The following is a 17,409-nucleotide window of genomic DNA, read 5'->3' as shown; positions in this document are numbered from 1 at the left end:
CGCTTTCTCGGCGGCGATGGGTCTGTCGCTCTCGTCGATCCTGCTGGTCTATACCGGCGCTTCGGTCTACCGCGCGTTCTTCATCACGGCCGCCGCGTTCGGGTCGCTCAGCCTCTACGGCTACACGACCAAGCGCGACCTCTCGCCGATGGGCTCGTTCCTGATCATGGGCGTGTTCGGCCTGATCATCGCCGGTCTGGTCAATGCGTTCCTGATCAAGTCGACCGGCTTCCAGTTCGCTCTGTCCGGCCTGTCCGTGCTGATCTTCTCCGGGCTCACCGCTTACGACACGCAGGCGATCAAGGAAATGTACTGGGCCGGCGACGGCTACGAGGCGATGACGAAGAAGTCGATCAACGGCGCGCTGATGCTGTACCTCGATTTCATCAACATCTTCCAGTCGCTGCTCGCCCTCACCGGGTCGCGCAACAACTAAACGGCCCGCACAGACTGATCTGCAAAAGCCCCGGTTCGCCGGGGCTTTTTTTGTGCGTGGGTTTTTCAGGCGTCATCGAACGGACGAGCACCCAGACGGGCGTGCTGAACCGTCAAGATCACGACATTGCCGCTGACTTCATCGAGCGGATAATATATTGAAGTACGATGTGTTGGCCGCAAGGATCTTGCGGATTCCCGGGATGTCTTGCCTCCGGCCGATCAGCGGGAGGCGGTGGATGTTTTCGCCCGTCGCAAAAATACGGTGTAGGATTGTCTCGCCTGCATCCGGCTCGCCGATTTCACGAAAATAGTCTGCGATAGCTTTAAGATCTTCAAGAGCTCGCTCGGAATACTCGAGGCTCACAACCGCAGGCGTTGCACGACCATGCCGAGATCTTTCTGAGAGGCAAAACGCCCGACTTTGCTTTGTTCGAGGCCTTCCATCACCGCGTCGCGGTGCCGCGGGTCGATTACCTCCGGCGCCCGGCCGTCGATCGTCTCAACGCGAACTTCACCCCGCAGATCGGGCTCGGCCGCCTCGCTGATTGGGATCCGTTTGTCGCCATCATCGATCATAGCGGCTAGTCTAAGTATTTTCATGACTTCGCAACTGTAACGCAGATCCCGGTCGCCTACGTCGTCACCAGCTTCAACTTCTTGTCCAACACCTCGATGACGCGCTTCAATTCCTGCCCGCGCTTGAGCACCAGACCGGCCGTCGTCGACACGCTGAAGGCGCCCTGTTTGCGCGCCAGCTTGGGGTTCTTTTCGATACGATAGAGCGGATATTCCGAGGCGCGTCGGAAGATCGAAAACACCGCCTTCTCGCGGGTGAAGTCGATGGCGTAATCGCGCCATTCGCCCTCGGCCACTTTGCGGCCGTAGAGGTTGAGGATTTCGCGCAGCTCCTGCCTGTCGAAGGTGACGGTTTCCGGAACGGGATGATGCGGGCTCGGCTCGGGACGGGTTTGCGGCCGCAAGAGCCGGATATCGCTTCGCTGCGCGTCGCCTGCCTGATCCTCGTTCACGAGCCCGCCGTTCGCTGCCTTGCCATAGGCCCGCCCATCGGCGGGTCTGAATCTCACCGGCATGATCGCGCGCCCGGAGCCATCGGGCAAGGGGCGGTTTCGGCGCGCGATCTCGTGATCGGGCCCGATCCAAATCCTTGTTTCTGCCAAGGTCCAGCCGCCGGGCCGCCCCGAGCGGCCTCTTACATGCCGCTATCGCGTCGTGTCCGATCCGATGGCGCCTCGGTATCGTCAGCCCCCCAGCCCGCCGGAGCACGGTCGGAACGGATCACTTTCAGACGCGCGATAACGAGCCGGCTCGAAGCATCGCTCCGGGCCGGTTCCGTTTGTTTCGGACCGCTTCGGCTGCGCTTTTCGACCGTCTGGCTTGAATTCCCCCGCCACTCACGCGATATCAGGGCCGCTTTTCGAGGCTGCGTGCCATCGCCGCATTGCCTGACGTCTGACGGAGCCACCACCATGACCACCGCCGAAGGGCCGATCCAGGATACGCCGGCCGAGGCCGCAGCCGGACAGACGCATGTCTTCCAGGCCGACGTCGCCCGCCTGCTGCATCTTATGGTCCACTCGATCTATTCCGAGCGCGACATTTTTCTGCGCGAGCTGATCTCCAACGCGGCCGACGCCTGCGAGAAGCTGCGCTACGAGGCGATCGCCAACCCGGCGCTGACCGCCGATGAAGAGCCCTTCGCGATCACGATCGGCATCGACAAGGATGCGAAGACGCTGACTGTTGCCGACAACGGCATCGGCATGTCGGAAGAGGATCTCAACAGCGCGCTCGGCACGATCGCCAGCTCCGGCACCCGCGCTTTTCTCGACAAGCTTGGGACCACCGAAGGCGCCGAGAAGCCGCAGATCAATTCCGACCTGATCGGCCAGTTCGGCATCGGCTTCTACTCGGCCTTCATGGTCGCCGACCACGTCGTCGTCGAGACCCACCGCGCCGGGACCGATCACGCCTATCGCTGGACGTCCGACGGCAAGGGCTCCTACGCCATCGCGTCGTTGCCCGCGGATGCCGCGCCGATGCGCGGCACCAAGGTCGTGCTGCACCTCAACGAGGCCTCGCAGGAGTATCTCGAAAGCTATCGCATCGAGCAGATCGTCCGCGACAACTCCGGCGCCATCGCGGTTCCGATCAAGCTGCAGGACGCCCCTGACGCCGAGATCAAATCCCTAAGCGAAGGCACGGCGCTGTGGGCCAAGCCGAAGAGCGCGGTGACGGAAGACGAGTACAAGGAATTCTATCAGAGCCTCGCCAACCAGTACGATTCGCCGGCGCTGACGATCCATTGGCGCGCCGAAGGGCGCCACGAGTACACCGTGCTCGCCTTCGTGCCCGGCTCGCGCCCCTTCGACCTGTTCGATCCAGGCCGCAAGGGGAAGGCCAAGCTCTACGTCCGCCGTGTGCTGATCTCGCAGGATGCCGAGCTACTGCCGAACTGGCTGCGCTTCATGCGCCTCGTCGTCGACAGCGCCGACCTGCCGCTCAACGTCTCCCGCGAGATGATCCAGGAGAGCGCGGTGTTTTCCGCGATCAAGAAGGGCGTCACCAATCGCATCGTCCAGGAGCTCACCAAGTTCGCCGAGACGAACAAGGACAGCTACGACATCGTCTGGGACAATTTCGGCAGCGTCCTCAAGGAGGGACTCTACGAGGATCCCGAGCGCCGCGACGCGATCTACAAGCTGACGCGCTTCGCCACCTCGACGCATCCCGAGGGCAAGCGCAGCCTCGCCGATTACGTCGCCGCGATGAAGGAAAACCAGACCGAGATTTATTACCTTCTCGGCGAGGATCTGAAGCGTCTGCAGTCCAGCCCGCAGCTCGAAGGGTTTCGCGCTCGCGGGCTCGAAGTGCTGATGCTGCCCGACCCGATCGACGCGTTCTGGATCGGCAACGCGCAGGGTTTTGAGGGCAAACCGTTCAAGTCGGTGTCGCAGGGCGCGGCCGACCTCAAGAACATTCCGCTCGAAGAGGGCAAGGAAGAGCCATCGCACGAAACCAGCGAAGAGCAGGTCTCGCTCTTCGCGCGGATGAAGGAGGTCCTCGCCGACTCCGTCGAGGACGTCCGCGCCTCCGACAGACTCTCCGAGAGCCCGGTGTGCCTCGTGGCGCAGGACCGCGGCCTCGACCGGCGTCTCGAGCGGATGCTGGCGGAGCACGGCCAGCTCGGCCAGGCGACCAAACCGGTGCTGGAGGTCAATGCTGCGCACCCGCTGATCACGGCCTTGTCCGGACACACCGACGCAGCGGCCTTCGAGGACATCGTCTGGCTGCTGCTCGACGAGGCCCGGCTGATGGAAGGCGAGAAGCCGGCGGACGCCCCGGCGTTCTCGGCGCGGCTCACGCGGATCCTGACCAAGGCGGCGCAATAACGCGGCTGGCCCCCTCCACCATGCTTCGCATCCCCCTCCCCTGCTTCGCAGGGGAGAATATCGCCGGCGATCCTCACCCGCGTCAGCGGGGGAGGGGGACCGCCGAAGGCGGTGGAGGGGGCGCCGCATCCCGTCTCGCTTTGGATCCCCCATGACCCGCCCGACCGTTTATATCATCGGCGCCGGCCTGTCCGGGCTCGCGGCCGCCGTAGCGCTGAGCGAGCGGGGCTGGAGCATCGTCGTGCACGAAGGCGCGCGGCAGGCCGGTGGGCGGTGCCGCTCGTATCACGACGCCACGCTCGACATGATGATCGACAACGGCAACCACCTGTTGCTGTCGGGAAACGCCGCAGCGCGCGCCTACTGCCGCCGCCTCGGCTCCGAGGCCCAGCTCGTCGGCCCGAAAGAGGCGTCGTTTCCGTTCGTTGACCTGGCCGATGGAGCTACCTGGACCCTGCGCCCGAACATGGGCCGCATTCCCTGGTGGATCTTTCGCGCGGACCGCCGGGTGCCCGGCACCAAGGCGTCGGACTATCTCGGCCTCGCGCGACTGATGCGCGCCGGCAAGAGCGACACGATCGCGTCGCGCATGGCCTGTGCCGGCCCGCTCTATCGTGCGCTGTGGCAGCCGCTGTTGCTCGCCGCGCTGAACACCGATCCGCCGGAGAGCTCGGCGGCGCTGGCCGCCGCCATCATCAAGGAGACCTTGGCCAAGGGCGGCGCGGCATGCCGCCCGCTGATCGCGGCCGACGGTCTCGGCGCGGCCTTCGTCGATCCCGCCTTGCGCTACCTCGCGGCCAAGGGGGCGAGCCTGCGCTTCGACCATCCGCTGCGGCGTCTGAAGCAGGAGAACGGCGCGGTGCAGGCGCTCGAGTTCAGCGACGAGACCATCGCGCTTGGACCGGACGACCGCGTGATCCTCGCTGTGCCCGCGCCGACGGCCGCGGCGCTGATCCCCGGCCTCTCCGCGCCGACCGCCTTCCGGTCCATCGTCAACGCCCATTTCAAGATGGCGCCGCCCAAAACCCTGCCGCCGATTCTCGGTGTCATCGGGGCCACCGTGGAATGGATTTTTGCCTTTCCCGACCGGGTGTCGATCACCATCAGCGGTGCCGATCGGCTGCTCGACGTGCCGCGCGACACATTGGTCGCGACGCTGTGGGACGACATCCAGCGCGCCACGGGAATCACCGACCCGCTGCCGCCGTGGCAGATCATCCGGGAGAAGCGGGCGACCTTCGCCGCGACGCCCGAGGAGGATGCCAAGCGGCCGGGCACCCGAAGCGCCCTGACCAATCTCGTCCTCGCCGGTGACTGGACGGATACCGGCCTGCCGGCGACGATCGAGGGATCGATCCGCTCCGGCAACAAGGCCGCCGCGGCGCTCGCTGTCGGTTAAGCAAGAGTTACCAAAGCGTTTCCTCGATCGATCAGCTAGGATAGAACAGCCCATCCACGCCTTCGTCCGACCGCCGTCCGACGCGGTCTCGCATGGGCGACCCATCACGGAGTTTCGAGACGTTGCAAGCGGCTACACTGTCCTCCCCGATTGGCTTCGATGGTCTCGACCAGTCGATCGGCCGCGCCGAGGCCGCGCTCCTCGATCTGCAGAACGCCGACGGGCATTTCGTGTTCGAACTCGAAGCCGACGTCTCGATCCCGGCGGAATATATCCTCTTTCATCATTTTCGTGCCGCGCCGATCCGCCCGGATCTGGAAGCCAAATTCGGCCGCTACATCCGCGACCGGCAGGCGGCGCATGGCGGCTGGCCGCTGTTCCAGGATGGCGCCTTCAACATCTCGTCCAGCGTCAAAGCCTACTTCGCGCTCAAGCTGATCGGCGACAGCCCGGATGCGCCGCACATGCGCCGCGCCCGCGAGGCGATCCTCGCCCATGGAGGCGCGGCGCAGACCAACGTGTTCACCCGCGCGGCGCTTGCGCTGTATGGCGAGGTGCCGTGGACGGCGATCCCGGTGATGCCGATCGAGATCATGCATCTGCCGAAGTGGTTTCCCTTCCACCTCGACAAGGTCAGCTACTGGGCGCGCACCGTGCTGGTGCCGATGATGGTCGTCATGGCCGCGCGGCCCGAGGCCAAGAATCCTCGCGGCATCGGCATTGGCGAGCTGTTCGTGATGCCGGCCGATGAGGTTCGCACCTGGCCCTCGGGCGCGCATCAGTCGACATTCTGGAAGATCGTTTTCGACGGGATCGACAAGGTTCTCCGGGTCGCCGAGCCGTTCTTTCCCAAACGGTCGCGGTTGAGCGCGATGCGGAAGGCCGAGGACTGGGTCACCGAGCGCTTGAACGGCAAGGACGGTCTGGGCGCGATCTATCCGGCGATGGCCTATTCCGCGATGATGTACGAAGTGCTCGGCGTCGCGCCTGACGATACCAGGTTGCTTCAAGCGCTTCGCGCGATCGAGGGGCTCATGGTCGAGCACGCGGACTATGCCTATCTCCAGCCCTGCGTCTCGCCGGTCTGGGACACGGCGCTGGCGTGCCATGCCTTGATCGAGGCAAACCAGGGCAACAACAGCGGCAAGATCAAAGCCGGGCTCGACTGGCTGAAGCCGCTTCAGGTGCTCGACGTCAAGGGTGATTGGGCGACCCAGAAACCCGACGTGCGGCCGGGCGGCTGGGCCTTCCAGTACAACAACGCGCACTATCCCGATCTCGACGACACGGCGGTCGTCGTCATGGCGATGGACCGGACGCGCAAGCACATCGCCTCGGATGCCGCCGAAGGGTACGACGCCGCGATTTCGCGGGCGCGCGAGTGGGTCGAGGGGCTGCAGTGCGCCAACGGCGCCTGGGGTGCCTTCGACGCCGACAACGACCACGAGTATCTCAACAACATCCCGTTCGCCGACCACGGCGCGCTGCTGGATCCGCCGACCGCCGACGTCACCGCCCGCTGCATCAGCATGCTGGCGCAGCTCGGCGAGACGCAGGAGTCGAGCCCGGCGATGAAGCGGGCCGTCGACTATCTGATCGCGACGCAGGAGAAGGACGGCAGCTGGTTCGGCCGCTGGGGCCTCAACTACATCTACGGGACGTGGTCGGTGCTCTGCGCCTTTAACGTCGCCAAGGTCGATCCGCAGTCGCCCGGCGTACGGCGTGCCGTGGCCTGGCTGAAGGCGATCCAGAACGCGGACGGCGGCTGGGGCGAGGGCGCGGAAAGCTATGACCACGACTATGCCGGCTATCGCGTCGCGCCGAGCACGGCGTCGCAGACGGCGTGGGCGCTGCTCGGCCTGATGGCGGTCGGCGGCGCGGAGGATCCCAGCGTCGCGCGGGGCGTGCGGTATCTCACGGCGACCCAGGCGGCGGACGGCTTGTGGGACGAGGCCCGCTTCACCGCCACCGGCTTTCCGCGGGTGTTTTATCTCCGGTATCACGGTTACGCGAAATTCTTCCCGTTGTGGGCGATGGCGCGGTTCCGCAATCTGAAGGCCAGCAACCATGGGCAGGTCCTGGCCGGGATGTAGCGAATAGGGGCTCGCCTTCCCGAGCCCGGAGTGACATTGCAAGGGCGCCGGATTCCCGAGAGCGCGCCATATGTCGACCGTCATGCAAACTATCATCGTCGCCTGCGGCCTGAAAGCCGAGGCCAAGATCGCGGCGGGGCCGGACGTTACGGTGATCGCGGGTGGTGGCGACGGCTTAGCTCTCGAAGCGGCGTTGACCGCGGCGGTCCGGCAGGGCGGGGCGCTCGTCAGCTTCGGCATCGCCGGCGGCCTGGCGCCTGAGCTTCGGCCAGGCGCCATCGTGGTGGCACGCCGCGTCATGGCCCCGAGCGGCCGATATTACGAAGCCAATATAATCTGGGCGCAGGCTTTGGCCGGGCGTCTGCACGCACCGCTGGCCGATTTCGCCGGGGTGGATACGCCGCTGGCTGGCGTCGCGGAAAAGGCGGCGCTGTTTCGCGATCGCGGCGCCTCGATCGTTGACATGGAGTCGCATATCGTGGCGCGGGTCGCGGCGGCCCATGGCCTGTCGTTCGCCGCGATCCGCGTGGTCGCCGACCCGGCGGAGCGGCAGTTGCCGCATGCGGCGACGGTCGGCATGCGAGCGGACGGGCGGGTGGATCTACCCGCCGTTCTCACGTCGCTGGCGCGGAATCCGCGTCAGCTTCCGGGGCTGATCCGGACGGCGTTCGATGCCCGCGCCGCCTTTGCCGGCCTACTCCGCGGGCGTCAGCTGCTTGGCGCGGACTACGGCCGGCTTGGCATCGATCTCGGCGATCCGCTTCTCGACATGGCGTGAAAAGACGAATTCGGCCGGACGCTGGTTGGCGAGCGACAGTTCCGGCGCCATCTTGCCCTTGCTGCGGATGCCGCGCAGCGCCGGGCCGATCAGCTTCCAGGGCCGGCGGAAGGAGTCGGTGACGGCAGTGGCCTCGAAGCCGCAATGGACCATGCAGTCCGCGCACTTCTCGTAGTTGCCGGTGCCGTACTTGTCCCACTCCGTGGTTTCCATCAGCTCTTTGAAGGTCTTGGTATAGCCTTCGCCGAGGAGATAGCAGGGCTTCTGCCAGCCGAAGACCGTCAGCGTCGGGTTGCCCCAGGGCGTGCACTGATAGGTCTTGTTGCCGGCCAGGAAGTCGAGGAACAGCGCGGACTGGTAGAACGGCCAGCGCTTGCCGCCTTCACCCAGCGCGAAGATGCTGCGGAACAGCTCCTTGGTCTTGGCGCGGTTGAGGAAGTGCTGCTGGTCCGGCGCGCGCTCGTAGGCGTAGCCGGGCGATACGGTGACGCCTTCGATGCCCCAGGTCTTCGCCTCGTCGAGGAATTTCGCGACGCGAACCGGATCGGCATCATTGAAGAGTGTTGCGTTGATGGTGACGCGGAAACCCATCTCCTTGGCCTTCTTCAGCGCGGCGAGCGCCTTGTCGTAGACGCCCTGCTGACACACCGACTTGTCGTGCATCGCTTTGTCGCCATCGAGATGGATCGACCAATTGAAGTATTTGTTGGGCTTGTACTTGTGAAGATTCTTCTCGAGCAGCAACGCGTTGGTGCAGACCGTGATCCACTTCTTCTTGGCGATCGCGCCTTCGACGATCTGCGGCAGTTCCTTGTGCAGCAGCGGCTCACCGCCGGCGACGACGACGACCGGCGCGCCGCACTCGTCCATTGCGGCAAGCGCATCGGCGACGGGCAGGCGTTCGTTCAGGATCTTGTCCGGATAGTCGATTTTGCCGCAGCCGGCGCAGGCGAGGTTGCAGCGAAACAGCGGTTCCAGCATCAGGACGAGCGGGTAGCGTTTCTTACCGGCGATTTTTTTGCCGAAGAATTCCTGGCGGGCCACGTAGGACCCGACTGTCGCCATCTGCAAGAAAGGGATGCCCACGATCCGGCTCCTCGATAAAGTTCATCAAGATCACGCGAAAAGCCTCGGGACATGTGTCCCAAGCGTGCGTGATCGGCGATCACCTAGGTAATTAAGTCGGCCGCACAAGATCTTCGACGTGGCAAGAGTGTGCCGCCAAAGTGCTCACGCATCACAGACTTCTGAACCGGATGGCAACACATGCGGCCCTCCGATACCCGGCTATTGGTTCTTTTTCCTTGCCGGGCGTTGGCAGGGATGACATTTACGGGACATAATTACAAGACTGAGGCGCGTCCGCTCGGCTTTATGGCAAACTCTGCCGCATCCTGGCCACAGGCGGCTCGCTTGGTCATTCTACGGATGGCTGGCGGATCATGCAGCCTCTCCTCTGAAAACGGTGTTTGCAACGCATGACGACCTCGCATGAGCCCGCCGATCTCCACGCGTCTGCGATGCCGGCTTCGCATGGGCCCATAACCCGCTTCGTCGTCGCGATCGTCATGGCTTCCGCCAGGTACCGCTGGCTCGTGCTCGCCGTCGCTCTCGCGCTGACCGTCGTCTCGGGCTGGTACGTCGTGGGGCGCTTCATGGATCCCAACGATTCCGCGATCAACACCAACACCGACGACTTCATCGACGCGTCCGTGCCGTGGCGGCAGGACGAGATCGCCTACGACAAGGCGTTCCCGAACCAGGCCGACTCCCTCATCGTGGTTATCGACGGCAAGACGCCGGAAGCGGCCAGCGCCGCCGCGAGCGCCCTGAACGACAAGCTGCAGAACCATCCGGACATCTTTAAGTCTGTGGTGCAGCCGGACGGCGGCCCGTTCTTCGCCAAGAACGGTCTTCTGTTCCTGCCGACGCCGGACCTGCGCAAGACGGTCGGCGAGCTTCAGCAGGCGCGTCCCGTTCTTGGCATCATGAGTTCCGACCCGTCGCTGCGCGGTCTGATGGACGGATTCGAATATATCAGCCGTGGCGTGCGGGCCAACAAAGGCACGCTGGACAGCTACGATCGCCCGATCGCCTCGATGAACCAGGCTCTGGAGAACATCCTGGCGGACAAGCCGGCGTTCTTTTCGCTGCAGAATCTGTTCGGCAACGACGAGAAGCCTTCGAGCCGCCAGACACGCAAGTTCATCCAGATCAGCCCGGTCCTCGACTATTCCGCCGTCGAACCCGGCGCCGTGCCGACCGACTTCGTCCGCAAGGCGGCGGCCGACCTCCACCTCGACCCGGATCATGGCGTCACCGTCCGTATGACGGGGCAGGTGCCAATTGCCGACGCCGAATTTTCGACCGTGCTCGATGGTTTCGGGTTCAACGGCCTGCTGATGATCGTCGCGGTCGTGGCAATCGTCTATGCCGCGCTGAAGTCCTTCAAGATCGTCGGGGCGGTATTCGCCGCTGTTCTCGTCGGCCTCGTCGTGACCTTTGCTGCCGGCCTGCTGCTGGTGCATCAGCTCAACGTGCTGTCGATCGCCTTCGCCGTCCTGTTCATCGGCATCGGCGTCGATTTCGGCATCCAGTTCAGCGTCCGCTACAAGGCGGAGAGGTTCGACCATCCGGACTTCACCGACGCCCTGCATATGGCGGCCTCGAAGGTCGGCCGTCCGTTGGCGCTCGCGGCCCTGGCGACGATGGCCGGCTTCTACGCCTTCCTGCCGACGGATTACCGCGGCGTCCGTGACCTCGGCGAGATCGCCGGCACCGGCATGCTGATCGCCTTCTTTTGCGCCATCACGATCCTGCCCGCCCTGCTCGCAGTCATCCGGCCGCCGGCCGAGCGCGAGGCGGTCGGCTACAAGTTCTTGGGCCCCGTCGACGATTTCATCGAGCGTCACCGTTTCATCATCATCTTCGGGACCCTTGCCGTCGCGGCGATGGGCGCACCCCTGCTGACGCACCTGTCGTTCGACTTCAACCCGCTCAACCTCGACAATCAGAAGACCGAGGCGATCTCGACCCTGATCGACCTGATGAAGGATCCGGAGACCGACACGCAGACGATCAGCGTGCTCGAGCCGAACCTGCAAGCCGCTGACGCGACCGCCGACAAGCTGCGGCAGCTCCCCGATGTTGCCCGTGTGACCACTCTGACGAGCCTTGTGCCGGATGACCAGGACGCGAAGCTCGCGCTGATCGCCGGCGCTGCCAAGACGCTGCTGCCGGTCATGGATCCGAACAATCACATCGCGGCGCCGAGCGACGCCGACGACATCGCCGACCTCCGCAAGGTCGGTGCGGCCTTCGAGTCGACAGCCGGGACCACGGCGAGCAAGGGCGCGGATGACTCGCGCCACTTCGCCCAGCTCGCCCAGAAATTGGCCGACGCGGCGCCGGCGGTTCGCGATCGCGCCCGTGCGGTCCTGCTGCCCCCGGTCAATCAGACGCTGAGCGGCCTGCGCGGCAGCCTGGCGGCTGAAAAGATCACCGTCGCCTCGATTCCCCCGGCGCTCAAGGATCTTTACATCGCCAAGGACGGCCAAGCGCGGGTTGAGGCGGCCCCCAAGGGTGACGCCAACGACAACGCGACGATGATCCGCTTCGCCGATTCGATCAAATCCGTGGCGCCGCACGCGTCGGGTCAGCCGGTGTCGATCCAGGGCGCCGGCCAGACGGTGAAGCGCGCCTTCCTCGAGGCCGGCGCCATCGCCATCGGCCTGATCTTCATCATCCTGTTGATCGTGCTGCGCCGCGTCGGTGACGTGCTGCTGACGCTGGTGCCATTGCTGCTCGCCGGGGTGCTGACGCTCGAGATCACCGTGCTGATCGGCATGCCGCTCAACTTCGCCAACATCATCGCCCTGCCGCTGTTGCTGGGACTGGGCGTGGCGTTCAAGATCTACTTCGTGATGGCCTGGCGCGCCGGCACCAAGAAGCTGCTGCAGTCGAGCCTCACCCGCGCCGTGTTCTGGAGCGCGTTGACCACCGCGACCGCCTTCGGCAGCCTCTGGGCGTCGAACCATCCGGGCACGTCGAGCATGGGCAAGCTGATGGCTCTGTCGCTTGTCTGCACGCTGGCCGCCGCCATCCTCTTCCAGCCGGCTCTGATGGGCCCGCCACGCAAGACGGAAGTGCGTTGATCGCGCGTTGGTCGGATGATGCTGCACGATCCCGGGTCGCGCCGAACGGCGTTGCCTGGGATTATACGCGGCTCGTCGGACGGTCGGCTTAACGGGCGATGTCCCGCCGGCGATAAACGGCTAAAGTCGCCGTCAAATCAGCATCAGGAACCTGTATAGTCTTGCACAACCACTTCTTCGCCGCCGTCGAAGCGCGCGCGACGCCCGCCGCGCCCTTCCTGCAGGCGCCGCAATCGTCGGCCGCCGCCGCCTGGACCTATGCCGACATGCTGGCGCGCTCGGCGCAGATGGCCAACGCGCTGGTCGCGCTCGGAGTCGCGCCCGGCGATCGGGTCGCCGCACAGATCGAGAAATCGCCGGAAGGCTTGATGCTCTATCTCGGCGCGATCCGCGCCGGGGCGGTCTTTCTCCCGCTCAACACCGCCTATACCACCGGCGAGCTCGACTATTTTCTGCGTGATGCCGAGCCGACAGTCTTCGTCTGCGATCCCGCACGGCACAAAGCTATCGCCGCCCTTGCCAAGGATTGCGGCGTCGCAGCTGCCGAGACGCTGGGACCTGACGGGCGCGGGTCGCTGTACGACTTGGCGCAGACGCAGCCCGATACTGTCGCCGAAGTCCCGCGCGCGCCGGACGATCTCGCCGCGATCCTCTACACGTCCGGCACGACAGGGCGATCCAAAGGCGCGATGCTGACGCACGCAAACCTCGTCTCCAATGCCGAGGCGCTGGTCGAAATCTGGCGCTTCACCGCCGCCGACCGCCTGCTGCACGCGCTGCCCGTCTACCACACGCATGGTCTGTTCGTGGCGACGAACGTGGTGCTGTTTTCCGGCGCCAGCATGCTCTTCCTGCCGAAATTCGATGCCGGCGAGATCATCAGCGAGATGCCAGGCGCCACCACCATGATGGGCGTTCCGACGTTCTACACCCGCCTCCTCGATCGTCCCGATTTCACCACCGAGACCGCCAGGACCATCCGCTTGTTCACCTCCGGATCGGCGCCGCTGCTGGCGGAGACGCATCGCGACTGGTTCGCCCGCACGGGGCACGCGATCCTCGAGCGCTACGGCATGACCGAGACGAACATGAGCACGTCGAACCCCTACAAGGGCGACCGACGCGCCGGTACCGTCGGATTTCCCCTGCCGGGCGTCGCGCTTCGCGTGGTCGATCCCGAGACGGGCGTTTCCGTAGCGGCGGGCGCGATCGGGATGCTGGAGGTCAAGGGCCCCAACGTCTTCAAGGGCTACTGGCGCAATCCGGAGAAGACCGCGGCCGAGTTTCGGCCGGACGGGTTCTTTATCACCGGCGACCTTTGCCAGGTGGACCCGGACGGCTATCTGCATATCGTCGGTCGCGGCAAGGACCTCATTATCACCGGCGGCTTCAACGTCTATCCCAAGGAACTCGAACTCGAGATCGACGCCATCTCGGGCGTGCTGGAAAGCGCCGTGATCGGCCTGCCGCACAAGGATTTCGGCGAGGGCGTTGCGGCCGTCGTCGTGCTGCAGCCCGGCGCCGGGCTCGACGAAACCGCGGTACAGGGCGCGCTCCACGGGCGTTTGGCGAAGTTCAAGCTGCCGAAGCGGGTGTTCTTTTTGTCCGAACTGCCGCGCAATGCGATGGGCAAGGTGCAGAAGAACGCGCTGCGCGACCAGTACAAGGCGACGTTCGCCGGGTAGAGCGGCTGGTACGGTGCTTGCAACTCGACGGCATGAAACTCATCAGTGCCACGCCGTCGCCGTACGCCCGCAAAATCCGCATCGCGCTCGCCGAAAAGGGCATCGCCTTCGATCTGATGACGGAAGTGCCGTGGAACGACGACACGTCGCTGCCCCAGCACAATCCCCTCGAAAAGCTCCCGGTGCTCCTGCCGGACGGTGGTGAGCCGCTGTTCCAGTCGAGCTACATCATGGAATGGCTGGAGCGGCGCTATCCCGAGCCGCCGCTGCTCCCGGCCGACGACGACGGCATCCTCGCGCACAAGCGCATCGAGGTGATCGCCGACGGGATCTGCGATGCCGTCATCCTCATCATGTTCGAACGGATGCGGCCGCAGGGCCATCAAAGCGAGCCGTGGATTCTGCGGCAAAAACGCAAGATCGACGGTGGCGTCGCCGAACTGGCGCGGCTGATCAAGCGCGGCCCCCACGCCATCGGCGATGGCTTCGGGCTTGCCGATATCGCGGCCGGCAGCGCGCTCGGTTATCTCGGCGTGCGCTTTCCGGAAAAGGATTGGCGAACCGCCTTTCCCGATCTGGCGACCTATGCGGACAGGCTGTTCGCCCGGCCGTCCTTTGCCGGCACGACGCCGGTCGCCCAGACGATCCGCGATCGGGTGGTCTGAGATGGACCCGACCCGCATCGATCGCCGCATTTCCTTCATCTTCACAGCCATCGTCGTCGCTGCGTTCGGGGGCTTTCTTGCCTTGGGCGCCGCGTCGCCGGCCACCTTCTCGGAAGGCGTCATCGGCATCATTCCGCTGTCCGTCGTCCTTGCGGCGACCCTGATCGTCGGCGCGATCGCGCTCACAGGCCTTTACGTCCTCATTGCCAACAGGCGTGCCCGATGAAGACCGATCCGCTCGCCATCGCCCTGTTTCTCGTTTTCGTCGGCATCACTCTGGTGATCACCTGGCGTGTCGCCGCCCGGAGCCGCACGCGGGCCTCGTTCTATACGGCAGGCGGCGACATCACCGCGCTGCAGAACGGCCTTGCCATGGCCGGAGACTTTCTGTCTGCCGCGGCCTTTCTCGGGATCACCGCCGTCATCACGACGAGCGGCTTCGACGGCATCCTCTATGCTCTGGGCTTTCTGATGGGCTGGCCGGTGCTGCTCTTCCTGGTGGCGGAGCCGTTGCGCGCCATCGGCAGTTTTTCCTTCGCCGATGTGCTCGCGCGCCGCCTTTCGGAGCGGCCGATGCGCATCATGGCCGCCTGCAATTCGCTCGTCGTCATCGTGTTCTATCTCATCGCGCAGATGGTCGGGGCCGGGCAGTTGATCGAACTCTTGTTCGGGCTCGATTACGTCTACGCGCTCGTAATCGTCGGCTGTCTGATGATCATCTACGTCACGTTTGGCGGGATGGCCGCAACGACATGGGTGCAGATCATCAAGGCCGGCCTGTTCCTCGCCGGTGCCGTGCTCATCGCCATTCTGACGCTGGCGCAGTTCGGCTTCGATCCCGTGGCCCTGCTGACCAAGGCGGTCGCGGTGCATCCCAAGCATCAGGCGATCCTGGCGTCGTCGGCGCTTCGCGCCGATCCCGTCTCCGCTTTCTCGCTGGCCATTGCGCTCACATTCGGCACGGCCGGCCTGCCGCATATTCTGATGCGCTTCTTCACCGTGGCGGATGTCCGCACGGCTCGCGTATCGGTGCTCTACACCACGGCCTTCATCGGCAGCTTCTTCCTGCTGGTGATGATCATCGGCTATGGCGCGGTGGCGCTCGTCCTGCCGGATCCCGCCTACCATACCGCAGCGGGCGCATTGCGCGGCGGCGGCAACATGGCGGCGATCCATCTCGCCCACGCCGTAGGTGGCGCGTCGATGATGGGCTTCATATCGGCGGTCGGCTTCGCGACGATCCTGGCGGTTGTGTCGGGGTTGACCCTCGCCGGCGCCTCGGCCGTCTCCCACGATCTCTATGCGCGAGCATTCCGCCGGACCAACGAGCGCCTGGAAATGCGGGTATCGCGGATCGCGACCGTCGCGCTCGGCGTGCTTGCGGTGGCGCTCGGTCTGGTCTTCCGCAGTCAGAACGTCGCTTACATGGTGGCGCTCGCCTTCGCCGTGGCGGCCAGCGCCAATTTCCCGGTTCTGGTCCTGGCGATCTACTGGCGCGGCCTGACGACGGCAGGGGCAATCGCGGGCGGCGTGACGGGGCTCGTCTCAGCAGTCGGGCTGACGGTCATCGGCCCGGCGGTGTGGGTCAAGGTGCTCGGCCATGCCGCGCCGCTGTTCCCGTTCGATCCGCCTGCAATCGTCACGATGCCGCTGGCCTTTGCCGTGGCGATCGGCGTGTCGCTGGTGGCGCGCGCGCGGGTCGCGGCCACGCCCCTTCCTGAACCGGCGCGATCGCTTTAGGCGACCGCGTCGGGCTGTCGCCTACTTGTCTGTCGGGGCAGGTGCCGCATCGCCCGGCGCCGCGATCACCGGCGCATCGGCCGGTGGGGCCGCTGCGGTGCGCTCGATCTTGGCGTCCTTGCGCAGTGCGACGATGAGATCGCTCTGAGCCTTCTGCACGGCGTAGCGGGCGATCTGGTCCTTGACCTGGTCGAACGCGGGGAAGGTCTTCTGGCGGCGGCCCTCAAGCTGGATGACGTGCCAGCCGAACTGCGTCTTCACCGGCTCCGAAATCTCGTTGTCCTTGAGCTTGAACGCAGCGTCGGCAAAGGCCGGGACCATGCGATCCTTGGTGAACCAGCCGAGTTCGCCGCCCTCGGATCCCGGATCCTTCGACATATCCTTGGCGACCTTGGCGAAATCCTCGCCGGCCTTCAGCCGCTTCAAGGCCGCCTGGGCATCGCCTTCCGTCGCCACCAGAATGTGGCGCGCGTGAATTTCCTCCTGCGGCTTCTGCGCCTTGGCCGCCTCGTCATAGATCGCATGCAGCGACGTATCGCTGGTCGCATTTTTGGCGATGTCGGTCAGCTGCGATTCCATCAGCAGCTTGTCTTTGGCATAGGCGAGCTTCTGCGCGAATTCCGGCGCCTGGTCGACCTTGGCCGCGGCAGCCTTCTGCGCCACCAGGTTACCGTCGATGAGATAGTCCAGCAGGTAGGCGTCCTTGGCTTTGCCGGTCAGCTGCGGCGCCAGGTTCGAGCCGATATCCTCGGCCGCGAGGTCGAGGTCGAGCTGGGTGATGTTTTTGCCGTTGACCTTGGCGAGCACGGTTTCGGGGGGAAGCTTCGGCGTATCGGGCGCCGCAGGGGCCGGCGTCGCTGGGGCAGGGGTAGGGGCCGGCTGGGCAAAGGACGCCGCTGGGACGGACCCGATTGCGAGGCTAAGAGCGATAACACTCCATCGCGCGGGACGAAGGCTCGACAAGCTCTTGGCAAACGACATCAACGGATTCTCCAAAGAAACGGCGATAGCAACGCGGAAGCCGTGCAAGCGAAATCTGGCTTAAGT

At 65.1% G+C, this 17,409-nt stretch carries 15 protein-coding genes; 10 read left to right on the top strand and 5 right to left on the bottom strand.

Translation table 11 applies throughout. The features are described 5' to 3' along the window. Window positions 1-436: Bax inhibitor-1/YccA family protein (locus GSQ79_RS29455; protein WP_246725263.1), on the top strand; the 436-nt coding region annotated here is incomplete at its 5' end. A gap of 138 nt (window positions 437-574) precedes the next feature. Here GSQ79_RS29455 and GSQ79_RS30315 read toward each other — a convergent pair. Genes GSQ79_RS30315 through GSQ79_RS11405 form a run of 3 tightly spaced genes read right to left on the bottom strand, consistent with a single transcriptional unit; the run spans window position 575 to window position 1,418 of the window. Continuing rightward, window positions 575-802, bottom strand: a complete 228-nt coding sequence (locus GSQ79_RS30315) for a type II toxin-antitoxin system RelE/ParE family toxin (protein WP_158808838.1) — start codon at window positions 800-802, stop codon at window positions 575-577. Further along, a complete protein-coding gene (locus GSQ79_RS11410; protein WP_158808837.1) occupies window positions 799-1,014 on the bottom strand; it encodes a hypothetical protein in 216 nt (71 codons plus the stop codon). The genes GSQ79_RS30315 and GSQ79_RS11410 overlap by 4 nt, the downstream gene beginning before the upstream one ends. Window positions 1,015-1,070: 56 nt before the next feature. Then, window positions 1,071-1,418 carry a DUF2794 domain-containing protein gene (locus tag GSQ79_RS11405; protein WP_246725276.1) on the bottom strand — a complete coding sequence of 116 codons (348 nt, stop codon included), beginning with the start codon at window positions 1,416-1,418 and terminating at the stop codon, window positions 1,071-1,073. Between the two features lie 507 nt (window positions 1,419-1,925). Between GSQ79_RS11405 and htpG the strand changes: the two genes are divergently transcribed. The 4 genes from htpG (at window position 1,926) to GSQ79_RS11385 (ending at window position 8,118) form a co-directional block, all read left to right on the top strand. After that, entirely contained in the window at window positions 1,926-3,848 is a 1,923-nt protein-coding gene (htpG, locus tag GSQ79_RS11400; protein WP_158808836.1) for a molecular chaperone HtpG, read from the top strand. A gap of 151 nt (window positions 3,849-3,999) precedes the next feature. After that, window positions 4,000-5,247, top strand: a complete 1,248-nt coding sequence (gene hpnE, locus GSQ79_RS11395; RefSeq protein WP_158808835.1) for a hydroxysqualene dehydroxylase HpnE — start codon at window positions 4,000-4,002, stop codon at window positions 5,245-5,247. Between the two features lie 92 nt (window positions 5,248-5,339). After that, window positions 5,340-7,340 (top strand): squalene--hopene cyclase, encoded by a 2,001-nt coding sequence (gene shc, locus GSQ79_RS11390; RefSeq protein ID WP_158808834.1) that lies wholly within the window; start codon window positions 5,340-5,342, stop codon window positions 7,338-7,340. A 70-nt stretch (window positions 7,341-7,410) separates the two neighbouring features. Beyond that, entirely contained in the window at window positions 7,411-8,118 is a 708-nt protein-coding gene (locus GSQ79_RS11385; RefSeq protein WP_246725262.1) for a phosphorylase, read from the top strand. Here GSQ79_RS11385 and hpnH read toward each other — a convergent pair. Further along, window positions 8,035-9,204, bottom strand: coding sequence for an adenosyl-hopene transferase HpnH (gene hpnH / locus GSQ79_RS11380; RefSeq protein ID WP_158808833.1), 1,170 nt, complete (start codon window positions 9,202-9,204; stop codon window positions 8,035-8,037). The two genes, GSQ79_RS11385 and hpnH, sit on opposite strands and share 84 nt — an antisense overlap. A gap of 392 nt (window positions 9,205-9,596) precedes the next feature. Here hpnH and GSQ79_RS11375 point away from each other — a divergent pair, with 392 nt between their 5' ends. From GSQ79_RS11375 to GSQ79_RS11355, 5 genes are all read left to right on the top strand, one after another. Next, window positions 9,597-12,272 (top strand): MMPL family transporter, encoded by a 2,676-nt coding sequence (locus tag GSQ79_RS11375; protein WP_158808832.1) that lies wholly within the window; start codon window positions 9,597-9,599, stop codon window positions 12,270-12,272. 161 nt (window positions 12,273-12,433) lie between these two features. Continuing rightward, window positions 12,434-13,957: a malonyl-CoA synthase gene (locus GSQ79_RS11370; RefSeq protein ID WP_158808831.1), complete on the top strand. Its 1,524-nt coding sequence runs from the start codon at window positions 12,434-12,436 to the stop codon at window positions 13,955-13,957. Between the two features lie 32 nt (window positions 13,958-13,989). Next, the gene (locus GSQ79_RS11365) at window positions 13,990-14,622 is read left to right on the top strand and encodes a glutathione S-transferase N-terminal domain-containing protein (RefSeq protein ID WP_158808830.1); all 633 of its coding nucleotides are present in this window, start codon (window positions 13,990-13,992) and stop codon (window positions 14,620-14,622) included. 1 nt (window position 14,623) lies between these two features. After that, window positions 14,624-14,848, top strand: a complete 225-nt coding sequence (locus tag GSQ79_RS11360) for a DUF485 domain-containing protein (protein ID WP_158808829.1) — start codon at window positions 14,624-14,626, stop codon at window positions 14,846-14,848. Next, entirely contained in the window at window positions 14,845-16,362 is a 1,518-nt protein-coding gene (locus GSQ79_RS11355; RefSeq protein ID WP_158808828.1) for a sodium/solute symporter, read from the top strand. Before GSQ79_RS11360 ends, GSQ79_RS11355 begins: the two co-directional genes overlap by 4 nt. A gap of 21 nt (window positions 16,363-16,383) precedes the next feature. Here GSQ79_RS11355 and GSQ79_RS11350 read toward each other — a convergent pair whose 3' ends face one another. Then, window positions 16,384-17,343: a peptidylprolyl isomerase gene (locus GSQ79_RS11350; RefSeq protein ID WP_158808827.1), complete on the bottom strand. Its 960-nt coding sequence runs from the start codon at window positions 17,341-17,343 to the stop codon at window positions 16,384-16,386. Window positions 17,344-17,409 lie beyond the last annotated feature (66 nt).

The sequence above is a fragment of the Beijerinckia sp. L45 genome (assembly GCF_009765775.1).
Lineage (GTDB): Bacteria > Pseudomonadota > Alphaproteobacteria > Rhizobiales > Beijerinckiaceae > RH-AL1.
The sequence above is the reverse complement of the archived record's forward strand: the minus strand, read 5'-3'. Positions and strand labels throughout refer to the sequence as shown.

Bases quoted from the DNA above. Each gene is read 5' to 3' on its own strand.
- GSQ79_RS11410 (WP_158808837.1), bottom strand. From the start codon at position 1,014: ATGATCGATGATGGCGACAAACGGATCCCAATCAGCGAGGCGGCCGAG.
- htpG (WP_158808836.1), top strand. From the start codon at position 1,926: ATGACCACCGCCGAAGGGCCGATCCAGGATACGCCGGCCGAGGCCGCA.
- hpnE (WP_158808835.1), top strand. From the start codon at position 4,000: ATGACCCGCCCGACCGTTTATATCATCGGCGCCGGCCTGTCCGGGCTC.
- shc (WP_158808834.1), top strand. From the start codon at position 5,340: ATGGGCGACCCATCACGGAGTTTCGAGACGTTGCAAGCGGCTACACTG.
- GSQ79_RS11385 (WP_246725262.1), top strand. From the start codon at position 7,411: ATGTCGACCGTCATGCAAACTATCATCGTCGCCTGCGGCCTGAAAGCC.
- GSQ79_RS11375 (WP_158808832.1), top strand. From the start codon at position 9,597: ATGACGACCTCGCATGAGCCCGCCGATCTCCACGCGTCTGCGATGCCG.
- GSQ79_RS11365 (WP_158808830.1), top strand. From the start codon at position 13,990: ATGAAACTCATCAGTGCCACGCCGTCGCCGTACGCCCGCAAAATCCGC.
- GSQ79_RS11360 (WP_158808829.1), top strand. From the start codon at position 14,624: ATGGACCCGACCCGCATCGATCGCCGCATTTCCTTCATCTTCACAGCC.
- GSQ79_RS11355 (WP_158808828.1), top strand. From the start codon at position 14,845: ATGAAGACCGATCCGCTCGCCATCGCCCTGTTTCTCGTTTTCGTCGGC.
- GSQ79_RS11350 (WP_158808827.1), bottom strand. From the start codon at position 17,343: ATGTCGTTTGCCAAGAGCTTGTCGAGCCTTCGTCCCGCGCGATGGAGT.